Source organism: Helicobacter vulpis, from assembly GCF_003660395.1.
Lineage (GTDB): Bacteria > Campylobacterota > Campylobacteria > Campylobacterales > Helicobacteraceae > Helicobacter > Helicobacter vulpis.
Genome location: NZ_QXQT01000017.1, coordinates 1 through 15652, shown reverse-complemented (window position 1 = coordinate 15652; position 15652 = coordinate 1). Strand labels below are relative to the sequence as shown.

At 49.5% G+C, this 15652-nt stretch carries 14 protein-coding genes and 1 other RNA gene; 5 read left to right on the top strand and 10 right to left on the bottom strand.

Annotation, left to right across the window (positions count from 1 at the left end; genetic code table 11):
• Positions 1 to 41: 41 nt before the first annotated feature.
• Positions 42 to 1361: an MATE family efflux transporter gene (locus tag EAO38_RS06425; RefSeq protein WP_121022218.1), complete on the top strand. Its 1320-nt coding sequence runs from the start codon at positions 42 to 44 to the stop codon at positions 1359 to 1361.
• On the opposite strand, the gene gmd is transcribed toward EAO38_RS06425, so the two are convergent.
• Both gmd and EAO38_RS06415 read right to left on the bottom strand, forming a co-directional pair.
• The gene (gmd, locus tag EAO38_RS06420) at positions 1358 to 2452 is read right to left on the bottom strand and encodes a GDP-mannose 4,6-dehydratase (RefSeq protein WP_121022216.1); all 1095 of its coding nucleotides are present in this window, start codon (positions 2450 to 2452) and stop codon (positions 1358 to 1360) included. The genes EAO38_RS06425 and gmd overlap by 4 nt on opposite strands.
• Positions 2453 to 2461: 9 nt before the next feature.
• On the bottom strand, positions 2462 to 3838 hold the full coding sequence (locus EAO38_RS06415; RefSeq protein WP_121022214.1) for a sugar phosphate nucleotidyltransferase: 1377 nt from the start codon (positions 3836 to 3838) through the stop codon (positions 2462 to 2464).
• Between the two features lie 81 nt (positions 3839 to 3919).
• On the opposite strand from EAO38_RS06415, the gene EAO38_RS06410 reads away from it, so the two are divergent.
• Positions 3920 to 4762, top strand: coding sequence for a HugZ family heme oxygenase (locus EAO38_RS06410; protein ID WP_121022212.1), 843 nt, complete (start codon positions 3920 to 3922; stop codon positions 4760 to 4762).
• A 40-nt stretch (positions 4763 to 4802) separates the two neighbouring features.
• Here the strand turns inward: EAO38_RS06410 and EAO38_RS06405 are convergent, their stop codons facing one another.
• The 3 genes from EAO38_RS06405 to rnpB form a co-directional block, all read right to left on the bottom strand.
• Positions 4803 to 5120, bottom strand: a complete 318-nt coding sequence (locus EAO38_RS06405) for a hypothetical protein (protein WP_121022210.1) — start codon at positions 5118 to 5120, stop codon at positions 4803 to 4805.
• The gene (gene rsmH, locus EAO38_RS06400; protein WP_121022208.1) at positions 5102 to 5989 is read right to left on the bottom strand and encodes a 16S rRNA (cytosine(1402)-N(4))-methyltransferase RsmH; all 888 of its coding nucleotides are present in this window, start codon (positions 5987 to 5989) and stop codon (positions 5102 to 5104) included. The genes EAO38_RS06405 and rsmH overlap by 19 nt, the downstream gene beginning before the upstream one ends.
• Before the next feature lie 12 nt (positions 5990 to 6001).
• An RNA gene (gene rnpB, locus EAO38_RS06395) (RNase P RNA component class A) lies at positions 6002 to 6324 on the bottom strand.
• Between the two features lie 201 nt (positions 6325 to 6525).
• On the opposite strand from rnpB, the gene speA reads away from it, so the two are divergent.
• Positions 6526 to 8394, top strand: a complete 1869-nt coding sequence (gene speA / locus EAO38_RS06390; RefSeq protein WP_121022206.1) for an arginine decarboxylase — start codon at positions 6526 to 6528, stop codon at positions 8392 to 8394.
• A 31-nt stretch (positions 8395 to 8425) separates the two neighbouring features.
• Here speA and EAO38_RS06385 read toward each other — a convergent pair whose 3' ends face one another.
• The 5 genes from EAO38_RS06385 to gltS are packed head-to-tail and all read right to left on the bottom strand — an operon-like array spanning position 8426 to position 13767.
• Positions 8426 to 10546 (bottom strand): heavy metal translocating P-type ATPase, encoded by a 2121-nt coding sequence (locus EAO38_RS06385; protein WP_235852548.1) that lies wholly within the window; start codon positions 10544 to 10546, stop codon positions 8426 to 8428.
• Entirely contained in the window at positions 10537 to 10821 is a 285-nt protein-coding gene (locus EAO38_RS09220; protein WP_235852547.1) for a heavy metal translocating P-type ATPase metal-binding domain-containing protein, read from the bottom strand. The genes EAO38_RS06385 and EAO38_RS09220 overlap by 10 nt, the downstream gene beginning before the upstream one ends.
• Positions 10814 to 11527 carry a tRNA1(Val) (adenine(37)-N6)-methyltransferase gene (locus EAO38_RS06380; protein ID WP_205588363.1) on the bottom strand — a complete coding sequence of 238 codons (714 nt, stop codon included), beginning with the start codon at positions 11525 to 11527 and terminating at the stop codon, positions 10814 to 10816. Before EAO38_RS06380 ends, EAO38_RS09220 begins: the two co-directional genes overlap by 8 nt.
• Positions 11497 to 12534: a dihydrofolate reductase family protein gene (locus EAO38_RS06375; protein ID WP_407927428.1), complete on the bottom strand. Its 1038-nt coding sequence runs from the start codon at positions 12532 to 12534 to the stop codon at positions 11497 to 11499. The genes EAO38_RS06380 and EAO38_RS06375 overlap by 31 nt, the downstream gene beginning before the upstream one ends.
• Before the next feature lie 3 nt (positions 12535 to 12537).
• Complete coding sequence (gltS, locus tag EAO38_RS06370) at positions 12538 to 13767, bottom strand: sodium/glutamate symporter (protein ID WP_121022204.1); 1230 nt, start codon at positions 13765 to 13767, stop codon at positions 12538 to 12540.
• Positions 13768 to 13847: 80 nt separating this feature from the next.
• Here gltS and EAO38_RS06365 point away from each other — a divergent pair, with 80 nt between their 5' ends.
• On the top strand, positions 13848 to 15059 hold the full coding sequence (locus EAO38_RS06365) for a saccharopine dehydrogenase family protein (RefSeq protein WP_121022202.1): 1212 nt from the start codon (positions 13848 to 13850) through the stop codon (positions 15057 to 15059).
• 3 nt (positions 15060 to 15062) lie between these two features.
• On the top strand, positions 15063 to 15652 hold a 590-nt coding region (locus tag EAO38_RS06360; protein WP_235852546.1), incomplete at its 3' end, for a YeeE/YedE thiosulfate transporter family protein.

Sequence of the window (15652 nt, the reverse complement as noted above, 5' to 3'; positions counted from 1 at the left end):
GCAAACTTATTATTGGGTGAAGATGTGCTAGCATAACCCTTATGGAAAAGTTCAAAAAAATTCTCACACTCGCCCTGCCCTCTGCGAGCAATAATTTCTTAGAAATCTTTGTATTAGCCATCTCCATCGTGTTTATGGGGAAACTCTCCGATGCGCACATCGTGGCCATGGGGGTGGGTTTGCAATACCTCTTGCTATTTTATTCTCTAAATTCTATCTTTTTTATTGGCACTAATGCGATGCTCAGTCGCCTTGTGGGCGCGCAGGATTTAGAAAGCGTGTCGGTGGGTTATTCTAGCATTTTAATAGGCGCGAGTGTGCTGTGCATGGGCGCGTGCGCGTTAGGATTTGGGGGGATTGGGTTTTTTATCTCGTGGATGGGTTTGAGCGCGCAGGCAAGCGCGTTAGCGCGCCATTACCTAGAGATCTTCATCTTTGCCATGCCCGCTATTTTTCTAAAAAATGTCATGGTCGCCGCCCTAGCAAGCCTCTCTGACACCCTAACCCCCCTGCTCATCAAAACCCTAATGAGTGGGATTTGTCTGTTTCTCAACCAAGCGCTCATTTTTGGGGATTGGGGGTTTATGCGCTTGGACATCGCCGGGGCGGCTTGGGCAAATGTGATTGTGGCGTTCTTAGAATTGAGTGTCTTATTTGGGGTAATCGCCTTGAAAAACACCCCCTTAAAATTCTGTTGGAGATTTGATTGGGGGATTTTCAAACGCGCTTGGCATGTGGGCTGGCCCTCTGGCTTTGAGCGGCTCTTGAGTCTCTTTTCTATGACTTTGGTGGCTAAATTTGTCGCCAGTTATGGCGATGCAATTTTGGCAGGCATGCAAGTGGGTTTGCGTGTAGAAACTTTCAGCTTCATGCCCGGTTTGGGCTTTACCATCGCGTGCATGGTCTTGGTGGGGCAGAATTTAGGGGCTAATCAAGTCCAAATGGCCCAAGACTATATCCGCGCCACGCTCAAAGTGGCCGGCTCCCTCTTGGGCGTTTTGGGCGTACTCATGGTGATCTTTGCTAAACCCTTTGCTTCAGTGTTCACGCACAATCCTGCGGTGGTACAAGTGGCGTCATGGTATTTGAGTGCTGTAGGGGTGTCCCAAGTGCCCCTGATGTTCTTATTCGTACTAGATGGGGCGTTTCGGGGCGCGGGGATGGCCAAGGTTTCACTCTACATCAACACGCTCAGTCTGTGGAGTTTGCGCATCGTGCCGATGTATCTCTTGCTCAAAACAGGGATGGATGTCCAATGGCTGTTTTTGGTCATCTGTGCAGAAACCTATGTGCGCGCGGGGGTTTTCTATTGGGCTTATAGGCAGGGGTGGTGGAAAAAACCCGGGCGTTTTGTGCCCTAAGCCAATAGGGCTTGCTTCTTGGCTAGGGCTAGATCACTGCCTAGCATGTCGGTGATGAGCTCCTCTATGCCATATTGGCGTTTCCAGCCCAATTCTCTTTCAATCTTAGAGGGGTCGCCTAGCAATAGATCCACTTCTGTAGGTCTAAAGTAGCGCGGATCCACTCTAATCACCACTTGGTGCAATGCAAAAGGCATCGCTTCCTTGAAGAGCGCGCTGGGTTTAAAGCCCACCACTACGCCCTTTTCATCTAAGCCCTCGCCTTGAAATTCTAAGATCACCCCCACTTGGGCAAAGCAACGCGCGCTAAATTCGCGAATGCTCATGGTCTGCCCACTGGCCACGACATAATCTACCGGCTGGCTGTGTTGCAAGATCAAGTGCATGGCTTGTACATAATCTTTAGCATGGCCATAATCGCGTTGCGCGTCCAAATTGCCCAAATAGAGACATTCTTGCAGGCCATAGAGCATGCGCGCAATGGCCATGGTGATCTTGCGCGTAACAAAGGTTTCCCCCCTCACTGGGCTTTCATGATTGAATAAAATCCCATTGACTGCAAACATGCCATAGGCCTCGCGGTAGTTTTTGGTGATATAAAAGCCATAGAGTTTGGCGACAGCGTAGGGGCTTCTAGGATTAAAGGGGGTGTCTTCATTTTGGGGGGTTTGCAACACCTCCCCATAGAGTTCAGAAGTGCTAGCCTGATAAAAACGCGTTTGGGATAAACCCAACAAGCGCATGGCCTCTAAAATGCGCAAAGTACCCAATGCGTCCACATTAGCCGTGTATTCGGGCATCTCAAAAGAAACTTGTACATGGCTTTGGGCGGCCAGATTGTAGATTTCTGTAGGGCGAATCTTGGCGATCAAACTGATCAGATTGCTCGAATCGGTGAGATCGCCATAGTGCAGAAAGAAGCGCACATGCTGGCTGTGCACATCCTCATAAATGCCATCAATGCGGCTGGTGTTAAAAGAAGAGCTGCGCCGTTTAACCCCATGTACCTCATAGCCCAAGTCCAGCAAGTGGCGCGCTAAATAACTCCCATCCTGACCTGTAATCCCGGTGATCAAAGCAATTTTTTTCATCTCCATCCTTTAAGGGCGTTTGTAATCGTCTTCTAGGCGTTCGATGTCCCCTTCATCGCACACCCCGCATTGCACTTCTAAGATTTTTAAGGGCATCTCTGTGGCATTCCCTAGCCTATGTACCTGCCCCTGTTTGATGAAGATGCTCTCATTGGCATGTACCTCTAGGTTGCGCTCTTCTAACACCACACTGGCCACCCCCTGCACCACCACCCAGTGCTCGCTGCGGTGTTGGTGTCTTTGCAAGCTCAAGCGTTTATGGGGGGTGATTTCTAATAATTTGACCTTAAAAGTGGGGTGTTCTAAGAGCACTTCAAAACTCCCCCATGGGCGGTATTCTAACGCGTGGGTTTTGACCAACTCGGGATGATCTTGTTGCAATTTGCCCACAACATCTTTTAGAGCGTCCAAATGGCTGTATTGCGCGATGAGCAAGGCGTCTTTGCTATCCACCACCACGCACTCTTGTACTCCCAGCAAGCACACCAATTTATTTTGTGCGCTAAAGACATAATTATGGCTTGCATGGTGGCTCTCTAGCATACCCTGATGGCACACATTCTTGTTAGAATCTGCGCGCAAACTCTGCTTGAGACTCAAAAAATGCCCCACATCGCGCCACATGCCCTTAAAGGGCACAAGGACTAGGTTTTGGGATTTCTGCCACAAACACACATCCACACTCCCCTCTGTGAGCCCCTCCATGCCATCGCATTTGAGCAAATTGGGGAGGCGTTTGGCCTGCGCGTACACTTCTTGACAGGCTTGGAGCATGGCAGGGACATGCAAGGCGCATTCTTGCAAAAATGCGCGCGCCTTGAAGACGAACATGCCGCTATTGATGAAAAACTCTCTCTCTGGCTTGGCCTGTAATTGGGCGATTTGTGCAAGGGTGGGTTTTTCTACAAAACCCACAATCTGCAAGGATCGATCGCACTCAATCAAGCCGTATTCACTGCTAGGGGGGCTGGCAATGCCAAAGAGGACCATTTTATTTTGCTGGGCTAAGGGCAAGGCCTGCTCTAGGGCACATTGGAACGCTTGGGAGTCCATGAGGTGATCGGTGGGACTGATGCAAAGAATTTCTTCTGGGGCGCAAGCCAAGCTGGCTAGTATTAACGCGTTCATGGTGTTCTTGGGGGCTGTTTCTAGTATAAACTGCGTGCGCGCCTCCAAATGCGCCCCACTCACTTCTTCTAAAGCGTGGAAATAATGCGCTTGGTTGCACACCACTAAAAAACGCGCCTTTGGATCCTGCAGGCGTTTTAAAGTCAAGCCAAAGAGACTCTCTTCTTGATAGAGTTTGAGAAATTGTTTAGGGAACGCGCTGCGACTCAGAGGCCATAACCTCTTGCCGCTCCCCCCGCTCAACACAACATGGACCATTTTGACTCCTAAGGTAAATCGTGAGTTAATTCTATTATGCTAGGGTACAAAGCCTTAAAATTTTAAAAACGGGAGTTTTGTATGGATTTAAAATTCATCTTGGATCACATGAACCAAAATCATGTGCAGGATATGAAGGCTTTGCTTGCCAAATTTGGCCAGATCAAAGACGCGGTAGATGTGCGCTTGAAAAATGCCACCACAGAGTTCATTGAAATTGCCTACAGGCTCAAAGACAAAGCAGAGGAACAAGTGCAAAAAATTGACTACCCTGCTAAAGTGGCCAAGCTTGAGGACATCAAACATGCCATTATTGAGCTGTGCAAGTCCGTGCCCCAAACCACAGATTTAGAAAATGTCCGCGCCGATTTAGAGGCCTTTAGAAATGCCTTTAGCAGTGTGTGCGTGGCCAGCCTCAACCCCCAAAATGAAGTGGTGTGTTCTTACAGCGCGTTGCTCTCCTGCCAAGAGGGCGATCACACCCAGTTTTACATTTATGTGAGCGAGGTTGCCGAGCATTTCAGCAGTCTCAAAGCGCATCCAGACAATGTAGAAATCATGTTCTTAGAGGATGAAGTGAGCTCAAAATCCCCTATTTTGCGCAAACGCCTACGCTATAAAACCCGTGTACACTTCATGGAGAGGGGCGCGGAGTTTGACAAAGTGTATGACAATTTTCTAGCCAGGCATGGCAAGGGCAGGGGCCTAGACACCATCCGCCACATGCAAGATTTCCATCTCATTAAGCTTGAATTTATGCGCGGGCGTTTTGTAAGGGGCTTTGGCCAAGCTTATGACATTGACGCACACGGTCGAATTACCTATGTGGGCGCACAGGGCAATCCCCATAACATGGGTAAAAACCCCCACGCAAACCAAGCCCATCCTCATGCAAGCCACCCCCACGCCCACGCGCATTCCTAGCTGATTTTGGCCTTCTACCCATGCCCTCTCTTTGGGGGCATTAGGGCATGTTCTCTATGGTGTATTTGTAACGTTGTTTTTCTAATTCTAGTTGGAGTTGGCGTTTTTCTTCTTGAAGTAGGTTTTCTTGACCTTTGAGCTTTTGAATCGCGCGGCTTGTATAGTAGATGTTGTTTGTCAAGTAAATTTTAGGGGCAAAGAGCACTAGGGATAAGATCAACCCCACGATCACCATGAGCAACCACGCAATGGGGAGACCCTGCCGTTCGTGGACTTGATCGCTAAACAACGCGTTTCTCTCTTGCGCGCTCGCGCGCAAACGCCGTTCTTCTGCATGTTCTAGAGCTTGTTGTGGCATGGGGAACCTTGAAAATGAAAAATACGCATTTTAGCACTCCGTGATCTAGGATTTTGTTGCAATTCTAGCGCGCTGGGGGTGATGGGCTTTTTGCTCAAATTTAAGCCATAATCTGGGGCAAACTCTTTAAAGGCATGTTTGACTTGTCTATCCTCTAAAGAATGGAAGGAAATGATGACCAACAAGGCGTGTTTTAACTCTTTGGTATGATCTAAAAGCGCGCGCAAATTGCCCATTTCGTCATTGACTTCCATGCGGACTGCCTGAAACACTAAAGTGGCCGGATGGTGCTTGTGGCGTTTGGTGTGCGCGCTTAAAAAACTGGCTAAGTCTTTGGCTTCTTCAAACAAGCGTTGGTGTCGTCTTTGTACGATGAGAGAGGCGATTTTTTTAGCCCCGCGCACCTCTCCGCGCTCCAACACGCGTTCTAATTCGTAGGGGCTGTAGTGGTTGATCACCTTATACGCGCTCAAGGAGGCATTAGTGTCCATGCGCATGTCCAAAGTGGGCGCACTAAAACCAAAGCCGCGCGCATCGCTATCTAGCTGCAAAGAACTCACCCCCAAATCTGCCAACACGCCATCACAATCCGCCCACACTCCCTCTTGAATCAATTTTGCGATGACTTCTTGATAAGCGCCATAATAGCCCCTGAAGCGCGGGGCGTAGTCTGCTAGGCATCGTTGGGCTAGATCGAGCGCTTCCTCATCTCTATCAATGCCGATCACGCGTAAATGAGGGTAGGTTTGCAATAAAGCTAGAGTATGCCCCCCCAAGCCTAAGGTACAATCAATCAAAAGAGGGTTTTTGAGGGAAGCTAGAGGGGCGAAGGCATGAATCACTTCTTGGAGTAAAACGCTTTGGTGCATGCAATCCTTCTTTAAGTGGCATGGGCATAAGCCGAGTTCTGTCGTGGGTGGTTATTTATCTAGGATGGGCTTTACAACCCACCTCATGCGAAGTGCTCCTTCTTAAGACTTTTACCATGCACTTCTTGCTACGGATTGGGTTTACCTAGCCAGCCCCAATTGCTTGGGGTGCGGTGGGCTCTTACCCCACCTTTTCACCCTTACTCTAAAAGAGCGGTTTATTTCTGTGGCACTTTCCCTTAGCTTACGCTAGCCATCCGTTAAATGGAATCCCGTCTTACGTAGCTCGGACTTTCCTCTTTGAGATATCCCCAAAGCAACCACCGCCCATGCGCGCGCCATTATAGCCAATATTAACTTAAAGCACTAGCAACCAATGCGTCTAGCATTCATGGCATTGATCAAGTACTCACATGGTTTAAACGCGCTCTCTTTGGGAAGAAGTTTGGGGAATGTATCTCTTAAACTAATATTTTTAGGCTTCAAAGCTGTAAAGCGTGGGCATTTTGCTATACTGCGTCCTTTTAGGGGTGTGCATGCAAACTTATGGTTTGGATTATTGGGGCAAAGAGGATTTTTGCATTGATGAGGGCTTGGTTAAGATCAACACAGGCAGCAAACCTAGCTTGATGGAGATTGTCCTAGACATGCGCGAGCAGGGTTTTAAGGGGCCTTTGCTCTTGCGCTTCCCCCATCTGATTGGCAAGCAGGTTGAAAAGCTTTTCAACATGTTTTCACAGGCCATTGGCCAGTACCACTATAGCGGGGCTTTCAGGGCGGTCTTCCCCCTCAAGGTCAACCACATGCCCCATTTTGTACTGCCCTTAGTGGAGATTTCTAAGCAATTCAAGGGGCGTTATGGCTTAGAGGCCGGGAGTAAGGCAGAGCTCATCTTGGCGATGAGCTATGTCCATGAGGGCGCGCCTATTACGGTCAATGGCTTTAAGGATAAAGAGATGATCGAGCTAGGCTTCATTGCTGCGAGCATGGGCGCAGACATCACTCTAACCATTGAGGGACTCAACGAGCTTAAGACTATTTTAGAAGTGGCGCGCGCACGCGGGATTAGCAGTAGCAAACTCTGCCCTAAAATTGGCATTCGGGTGCGCTTGCACAGCTCAGGGGTGGGGATGTGGGCTAAGAGCACGGGGATACATGCTAAATTTGGCCTAGCCAGCACCGAGCTATTAGAAGCGATGCGCCTTTTAGAGGATCACGCCCTATTAGCCCAGTTGCGCATGATTCACTTTCATATTGGTAGCCAGATTAGCGACATCACCCCGCTTAAAAAAGCCCTCAAAGAAGCGGGCAATATTTATGCCGAATTGCGCAAGATGGGGGCGTTTAATTTGGACAGCGTGAACATTGGGGGGGGGTTGGCCATTGAGTACGCCCAACACAAACAGCAATGCGAGTGCAATTACACCCTAGAAGAATTTGCTGGGGATGTGGTGTTTTTGCTCAAAGAGATTGTCAAGCACAAGCAAGAATTAGAGCCCAATATTTTCATTGAGTCGGGGCGTTTTATCAGCGCCACGCATGCCGTCTTAGTCGCTCCCGTGCTTGAACTCTTCTCTCAAGATTATGACGAGAGTATTTTACACCTCAAGGAGCACAACCCCCCCCTAGTGGCCGAGATGGAGGATCTCTATCACAATATCAACGCCAAAAACGCCATTGAGTATTTGCATGACAGCCTAGAACATATGGAATCGCTTTTTACCCTCTTTGATTTGGGTTATATTGATCTGCAAGATCGCAGCAATGCGGAGGTGCTAGGGCATCTCATCATCAAAAAAGCCATCGGATTTTTAAGCCATAAGGATCACAACGACATCATTAAAATCCAAGAACAGGTACAAGAACGCTACTTGCTCAACTGCTCCTTTTTTCAGAGCTTGCCCGATTATTGGGGCTTAAGACAGAGTTTCCCAGTGATGCCCTTGCACAAACTAGAGAGCGCGCCCACTAGAAGCGCGAGCCTGTGGGACATCACTTGCGATAGCGATGGGGAGATCAGTTTCAATAAAAATAAACCCCTCTTTTTGCACGATGTGAATGTGCGCGAGGAGGAATATTTTCTAGGCTTTTTTCTAGTGGGGGCTTATCAAGAAGTACTAGGCATGCGCCATAATCTCTTCACTCACCCCACTGAATGCTGTGTCTATGTCCATGACACAGATAGCCAAGAACCCTACCATATTGAAAATATCATGGAAGCCCAAACCATCTTGGACGCGCTAGAGGATTTGGATTACGACACCAAAGAAATCGAACGACTCTTAAAGCAAAAGATCGAAGAGAGCGCGTTGTTGGATTTAGAAGACAAACAAGAAGTACTAGGGCGTTTGTATGTCATGTTGAGCGAAAATGGCTATTTGCGCACCCTAGCCCTGCAGGATTAAGTAGCAAAACAGGCCCTACAGCCTCAAGAATTCACTTTCTAAAACTATTCCCCACCACCAATAAAGAACTCAAACTCATGCTCAAAGCGGCTAGGGGGGGGTTGACCAGCCCGCACACCGCGCAGGGGATGAGCAAAGCGTTATAAAGCGCGCTGATGCACAAATTTTGGCGTACACGGCTATGGGCTTGTTTGGCAATACTAAAGGCGTTGTACACGCTTTTAAAAGAAGTGTCTAGCAAGATCACATCACTATGCAAGAGACTTAAGTCATGCCCCTCATACATACACAAAGAGACCTGACTTTGGGCGAGCGCGGGCGCGTCATTCGCCCCATCGCCCACCATCGCCACCATCTCCCCGCGCGCCAAAGCGTCTTGGACATGGGTTAATTTTTGATGAGGGCTTAAGGGGGCATGGCAGGTGATGCCTAGAGTTTGGGCGATGTGGCGCGCTTGCGCACTGGCATCCCCGCTTAAAATTTCTACTTCAAGCCCCATTTTTTGCAAGGCTTGCACACTCTCTAGGCTGTCGGGTTTGAGGGGGGCATGCAAGATGAAAAGGGCTTTGAGCTCTCCATCCACGCTATAGGCAAAATGACTCCCTTCAGGCTGTGCTATCTGCACCCCTTGGGCGCGCAAATAATCTACACTCCCCCCTAACAAGACATGTCCTTGTATCACTCCCCTTAAGCCTCCCTCTTCTTGGGCTAGGGATTCTAGGGGCACACTGGCTTGGGCGTTGAGATTTTCTTGTATCCATGTACCCACCCCCTTAGAGATAGGGTGGGAATTGTGCGTGATCAAGCTCAAGAGCCAATGGGGGTTGTAGTCTGCATAGACTTGATAATCTTGCACTTGGAGGCTGGGCATGGTGAGCGTGCCGGTTTTGTCCACAAACACGCGCGTAACTTTGGCGAGGGTTTCTAAACACGCGGCTTGTTTGCATAAAACCCCCTGCTTGAAGGCACGATTAACCCCCAACACTAGGGCAATGGGCGTAGCTAGGGCAAAGGCACAGGGGCAGGCAATGATGAGCACACTCACGCTAATCACCAACGCGCGCTCCCACACCCCCCCCAAAAAACCCCAGCCTAGCAAACTGACTAAGGCGATCCCTAGTACGGCTTGGGTGAAGCGGTGGGCGAGTTTGTCCGCGTGCAACTGGATTTGGGGCTTTTGGGTGAAACTCTTTTGTACTAATTGCACCATTTGGCTTAAAAAGGATTGTTTAAAGGGGGTGTGCACGCGGTAGATAAAACGCGCCCCCGCATTGGTGTAACCAGAGAGAATGGGGTCATTGGCATGCAGACTCAAAGGGGCGATCTCCCCATTGACAATTTGGGTATTCACTTGGGCATGCGCGCTCTCTAGCACCCCATCTAAAAGCACACTCTCCCCACTGAGCACCTCAATACGATCGCCTATTTGAATTTGATCGGGGGGCATCATGCAACGCTCGATCTCCCCCCCCTCTTTCTCACGCAAGAGCAGTACCTGCACATTCAAACTATCCTGCAAGCCATCTAGCAGAGCATTAGCCCTATGCTTTGCCTTGAGCTCTAAGAATTTAGAGATAAACACTAGGGTGATGATCATGCTCACCGATTCAAAATAAGGTTCTTGGGCGTGAAAGGTGGCATAAATTGAGTAAATATAGGTGGTGAGCGCGCCTAGACTCACGCTCAAATCCATGCCAAAAAAGCCATTTTTGAGCCCGTAAAATGCCCCTTTTAAAAACCCCGCGCCCGTGATAAAGAGGGTTAAACTGCTGAGTATCCATGAGGCGATATTGAGCTTAAAGCCCATGCTCGCATCCATCCCAGAGAAATAGCCCGCGTAATTGGCAATGGCGATCCACATCACATTCATCGTAGAGAAAATGCCTACCACCAGCGCGACATAGTGGCGGTAATGTTGTTTTTTCGCGTCTTTTTCATGCACTTTGGGATCAAAAATGCGCGCATGGTAGCCCACCTGCTCGATGGTGTGCAACACCTTAGAGAGGGCGATGACTTGGGGGTCAAAATGGACATATGCCCTGTGCGTGGTGTAATTGACCTGTACACTCTCTACCCCCTCTTGCTTTAAAAGGACATGCTCAATGAGCCAAATACACGCCGCACAATGGATATTTTCTAAAATTAAAGCCACCTCCAACAACCCCCCCCTAAGGGTGTGCTGAAGGCTTGCAAGAATTGGGGGGTGTCATAATGGGTTTTGAGGGGCGCTTTAGGGGAGGTGATGGGCTCTAGCGTCTTATTGCCCAACTTCTCATAAAAATTCTCTAACTCCAAAGAGTGCAGTAAAAAATACACACTCTCACAGCCCGCACAGCAAAAATACAGATTTTGCTCAGGGGTTTGCACCGCTTTAAGGGCATGGGGGGAGTAGAGTAATTGGCAGTGCGCGCAGGGGATTTTATCCAATTTGTGCCTTAATGCTATAGGTGCGCGCTTGGGCGTAAATGGTGGCGACCTCTGTGCTCACATCGCGTTGGTCTTTAGAGTTGTGCGTGATGAGGGGGGGCTGGATTTCTAGCAGACTCTTAGAGCTTTTGCGCGCACAGCAGAGTATTAGAGTGGCTTTTTTGTCTTTAAAGGGGTGTACAAAGCGCAGGCTCACAGGATTGAGTTTGGCGTTTTGTAGGCAATAAAGCAAGGCATCGCCCAAGCTGGCATGGTAGCAGAGGATAAAATAACCCTGAGGTTTTAAAAGGGCATGGGCTTTGGCGCATAGGGCATCTAGGGGTAAGAAGCTTTGGTTGGTGGCGCGCGCGATTTGGGGGTTGGGGCTTGCTGGGCTATTTTGGGGGTAGTAGGGTGGGTTAGAGAGGATACAATCATAGGGAGTTGGCAAATTAGCTTGCAAAAAGTCCGCACAAATCACGCCCACATTAGGGGCGTGCGCGCTGTTTTGTTGTGCAAAAAAAGCCAAATCTGGGTCAATTTCTAGCAAATCAAGGGGGTTAGCAAATTCTCTAGCGCATAAAAGCCCCACCACCCCGCACCCCGCGCCCACATCTAAGAGCCGGGCATGCCTTTTAATAAAGGGGCGGGCAAAATGCGCCAAAAACAAACTATCACTATTGTAGGCATACCCCTTTAGGGGTTGGTAGAGCCGCAAGAGTGCCATGTGAGCAGGTCTTGATCTAAGATTTGGGCGTGTAGAGGGGTGAAATAGGCATGTGCGTGGTGGGGGATGGGCTGGTGGGGCTCTAGGGAGGCGTGCGTGTGGGTTAAGAGCATATCTATATGATCTTGCAAACTCTCTAACAAATGCCAACCCCCTTCTATGATGTTAAAACCTAATTGCAGGGGTAAATCCTGCACACGGGTATACAGCTGGACTGCGCGCCCGGGCACGCCAAAGAGAGGCAGAGTGCGATCGATCACCGGATTTCTGCTCAAAATCGCCACATCACAAAGCCGGTCTTGATAGAGCGGGTCAGCAAAGCGGTGGTTAAGCAGGGGGCGATCGATGCGCGCGCTCTGTCCGGAGATGATGAGTGTATTGGCAACCCCGCGCTGGTTATGACTGAAGGCTAAACTCTTTGCCCCAGAAATCTTGCCTTGATAATTGCCATCTAATCTTGTGGCGATTTTAAAGAGATTGAACACGCCCCTAGTGTGCAAACGCGTAAAGGGGTAGAGCAAATCAGAGCATTCGGGCAAATCCAACACGCTAACTTCAATCCGGGCTTCTTGCAGGCGCGCGCGCCCCCCCACCGCTTGAGGGTGTTGCTCGCGCGCGCCGATGATGACGCGCTTGGGCTTGAGCGCACTTAGCAGGGCGGCACAAGGGGGGGTTTTGCCAAAATGGTTACAGGGCTCTAAAGTTACAAGAATTGTACAATCTTTAAAAAGATGGCTATGGTGTTGGGCTAGAAAGGCGTAATTGGCCTCTTTGTCTAGGGGATCAATCTCTTTGGGAAAGGGGGTAGCACAGAGCGCGTTAAAGGCTTCTCTTAGGGCTAGCACTTCGGCATGGGGGGTGTGGGCTTTTGTGTGGGTCTGTAGGCTTAAAAGCTGGTAGTTTTGATCCAACACCATGCACGCCACGCTTGGGTTGGGCAGGGCTAAAGTCTGACTCTCCCAAGCCTTGCGTACACAGGCACGCATTAAGAGATGAAACAACGCCAATCCTTAGTGAAACAGGGGCAGGGCTAAAAAGCCCTTGATCACCACGGCATTAATAATGTCCACAAAAAACGCCCCCACTAAGGGCACGACCAAGAAGGCGACATGGCTATGCCCGTAGTGGGTGGTGATGGTTTGCATGTTCACCATCGCAGTAGGGGTTGCGCCCAAACCAAAACCACAATGCCCGGCACTGAGCACTGCCGCATCGTAATTCTTGCCACAGGCTCGAAAGGTTACAAAAATACTATAGAGGATCATCACCACCACCTGTACGCTCAAAATAATGATAATGGGCAAGGCTAAATGCGCGAGTTTGACTAGATCAATGCTCATCAAGGCATAGGCTAAGAAGAGATTCAGGCTCACATTCCCAATCACGCTCACCTCGCGATCAAAAACTCTATGGATTTTAAAATAAGAAAGGAGGTTGCGCAACACTACCCCCACAAACAAGCACCACACAAAGGTGGGCAAAGTAACCCCCCCTACCTTGACATGCGCCATTTTAGCAATCAAAGTACCCACTAAGAGGGCGATACTCACTAAAGCCAAGCTTTCTATAAAACTGCTCGCGGTGATGAGTCGTTCCTTTTTGGGGGTTTCAAACGCGCTAGGGGGTTCTTGTTCCATGCGCTCTCTATCTTGTTGGCTGGGTTCTAGCTTGTATTTTTTGATCAAATAGCGCGCCACAGGCCCACCAATGAGCCCCCCGCTCACCAAGCCAAAGGTCGCGCAGGTGATGGAGACCTCTAGGCTTTCAGCAAAATTATGGGGGGCTTTGATGAAGACATCAGACCATGCCGCGCTGGTGCCATGCCCGCCAATCAAAGAGATCGAGCCCCCCAAGAGCCCCATTAGAGGATTGGCCCCAATCAGGCTAGCAATCCCCACCCCCACGGCATTTTGCACCACCACAAACACCCCCACCACCGCCACAAAAATGCCCAGCATTTTGCCCCCCCTTTTCAAGGACGCAAAATCCGCGCTCAAACCAATCGTGATAAAGAAAGTGAGCATGAGGGGGGTTTTCAAAGAAGAGTCTAGCACCAATTTAAAATCGTAGAATTTATGCGCGATGAGAATCACCAAGGCCACCAACACCCCCCCCACCACCGGCTCAGGGATGTCATAATCGCGCAAGAATTTCACCTTAGAGATGATCCAACGCCCCAATAACAGCACCCCGACCATGCACACCAAAGTCCCATAAACATCTAAAGAGATTGTGTTCACCGCAGACCTCCATTTAATTAAAGCGTAAAATATTTATCCTATAATAGCACATCTAGATCGTGTTATCCAAAAGGGAAGAGATGTTCAGTGTCTTACAGATTGGGGCTGGGGGAGTTGGTAGCGTGGTTGCCCACAAGCTGTGTCAAAATCGCCAAATTTTTAATAAAGTGGTGTTGGCTAGCCGCACCCTCTCTAAGTGCCAGCAGATTGCCAGTAACATTAAGACCAAGAATCTAGGTGAGGTGATCTGCGAACAAGTGGATGCAGATAGCGTACAGGAAGTGGTGGCTTTGATTCAAAAATACCAACCCAAGGTGGTGATCAATGTCGCCCTCCCCTATCAGGATTTGGCCATCATGCAAGCCTGTTTGCAAACCAAAACCAATTACCTAGACACCGCCAATTACGAACATCCCTATGTCGCCAAGTTTGAGTACAAGGAACAATGGGCTTTTGACAAGGCTTATAAAGAAGCCCAAATCTTTGGCTTGCTAGGAAGTGGCTTTGACCCCGGGGTTACCAATGTCTTTTGCGCCTATGCCCAAAAGCACCATTTTGATGAGATTTATAATATTGATATTTTGGATTGCAATGCGGGCAACCACTCCTACCCCTTTGCGACCAATTTCAACCCCGAGATCAATTTAAGAGAAGTGAGCGCTCCGGGGCGTTATTATGAAAATGGGGCATGGGTGGAGACTAAGCCCTTAGAGATCAAGCAAACTTGGGCGTATCCCGGGATTGGGGAGCGCGATTCGTACTTGCTCTATCATGAAGAGCTAGAGTCCCTAGTCAAACACATCAAGGGTTTGAAGCGCATTCGTTTCTTCATGACTTTCTCAGAAAATTACCTAAACCATATGCGTTGCTTGGCCAATGTGGGCATGTTGCATATTGAGCCAGTGGAGGTACCCACCGCGCAAGGGGGGCGCGCCCAAGTTGTACCCATTCAGGTGCTAAAACAGCTCCTGCCCGATCCAGCCAGCCTTGCGGGCAAAACGACAGGGAAGACCAATATCGGATGCTATATTCACGGGAGCAAGAACAAGCAGGAGAAAAAACTCTATATCTACAATGTGTGCGATCACCAAAAGTGTTATGCAGAAGTGGGTTCGCAAGCCATTAGCTACACCACCGGAGTACCCGCTGTAGTGGGCGCGATGATGATTTGTAAGGGCATTTGGGGGGGGGAGAACTCTAAGGGCGTGTTCAATCTAGAACAGCTCGATCCAGACCCCTTTTTAGAAGAGCTGACTAAGCAAGGCTTGGGCTACGAGGTGATCGAGCGCTAGCTAGTGCGCAAAGCTAGTGGAGTGGGGTTTTTAGGGCGGTGCTTTGTGCGCCCGTGGGCGTTTTGGCCTACCATCATGGCCTTGAGTGTTGTTGCGGCGTATTACTTTGGGTTGCTAGGGACTTATTGGGCGGTAACCGGGGAGTTTACCCGCTGGAGTGGGCATCTGCTCAAGGCTATGGGGATTAACCCCTACCACTTAGGCTATTTTCACATTATTGGCTTGCAAGGCACCCCTCTAGATCGCATTGATGGGAGAATGCTTTTAGGCATGTTTGGAGGGGCTTTTTGTGCGGCCGCATGGGCGGGGCAGATCAGATTTAGCGGATTTTGCAGCTGCAAACAGGCCTGCAGAGCCCTTTTAGGCGGGATATTGGCCGGCTTTGGGGCTAGGCTTGGCATGGGTTGTAACTTGGCAAGCTTTTTAACCGGCATCCCCCAATTTAGTTTGCATGCGTGGTTTTTCACTTTGGCGACATTGTTAGGCATTTATGGGGGTGTGAAGGGGATGCGCTCTAGCCCATGCGGTGTGCAAAACTCTGGTGTTGCGCTCTGTAAGCCTGTGGGGAGAGTGTTAGGGGCGGGGGTTTTTGT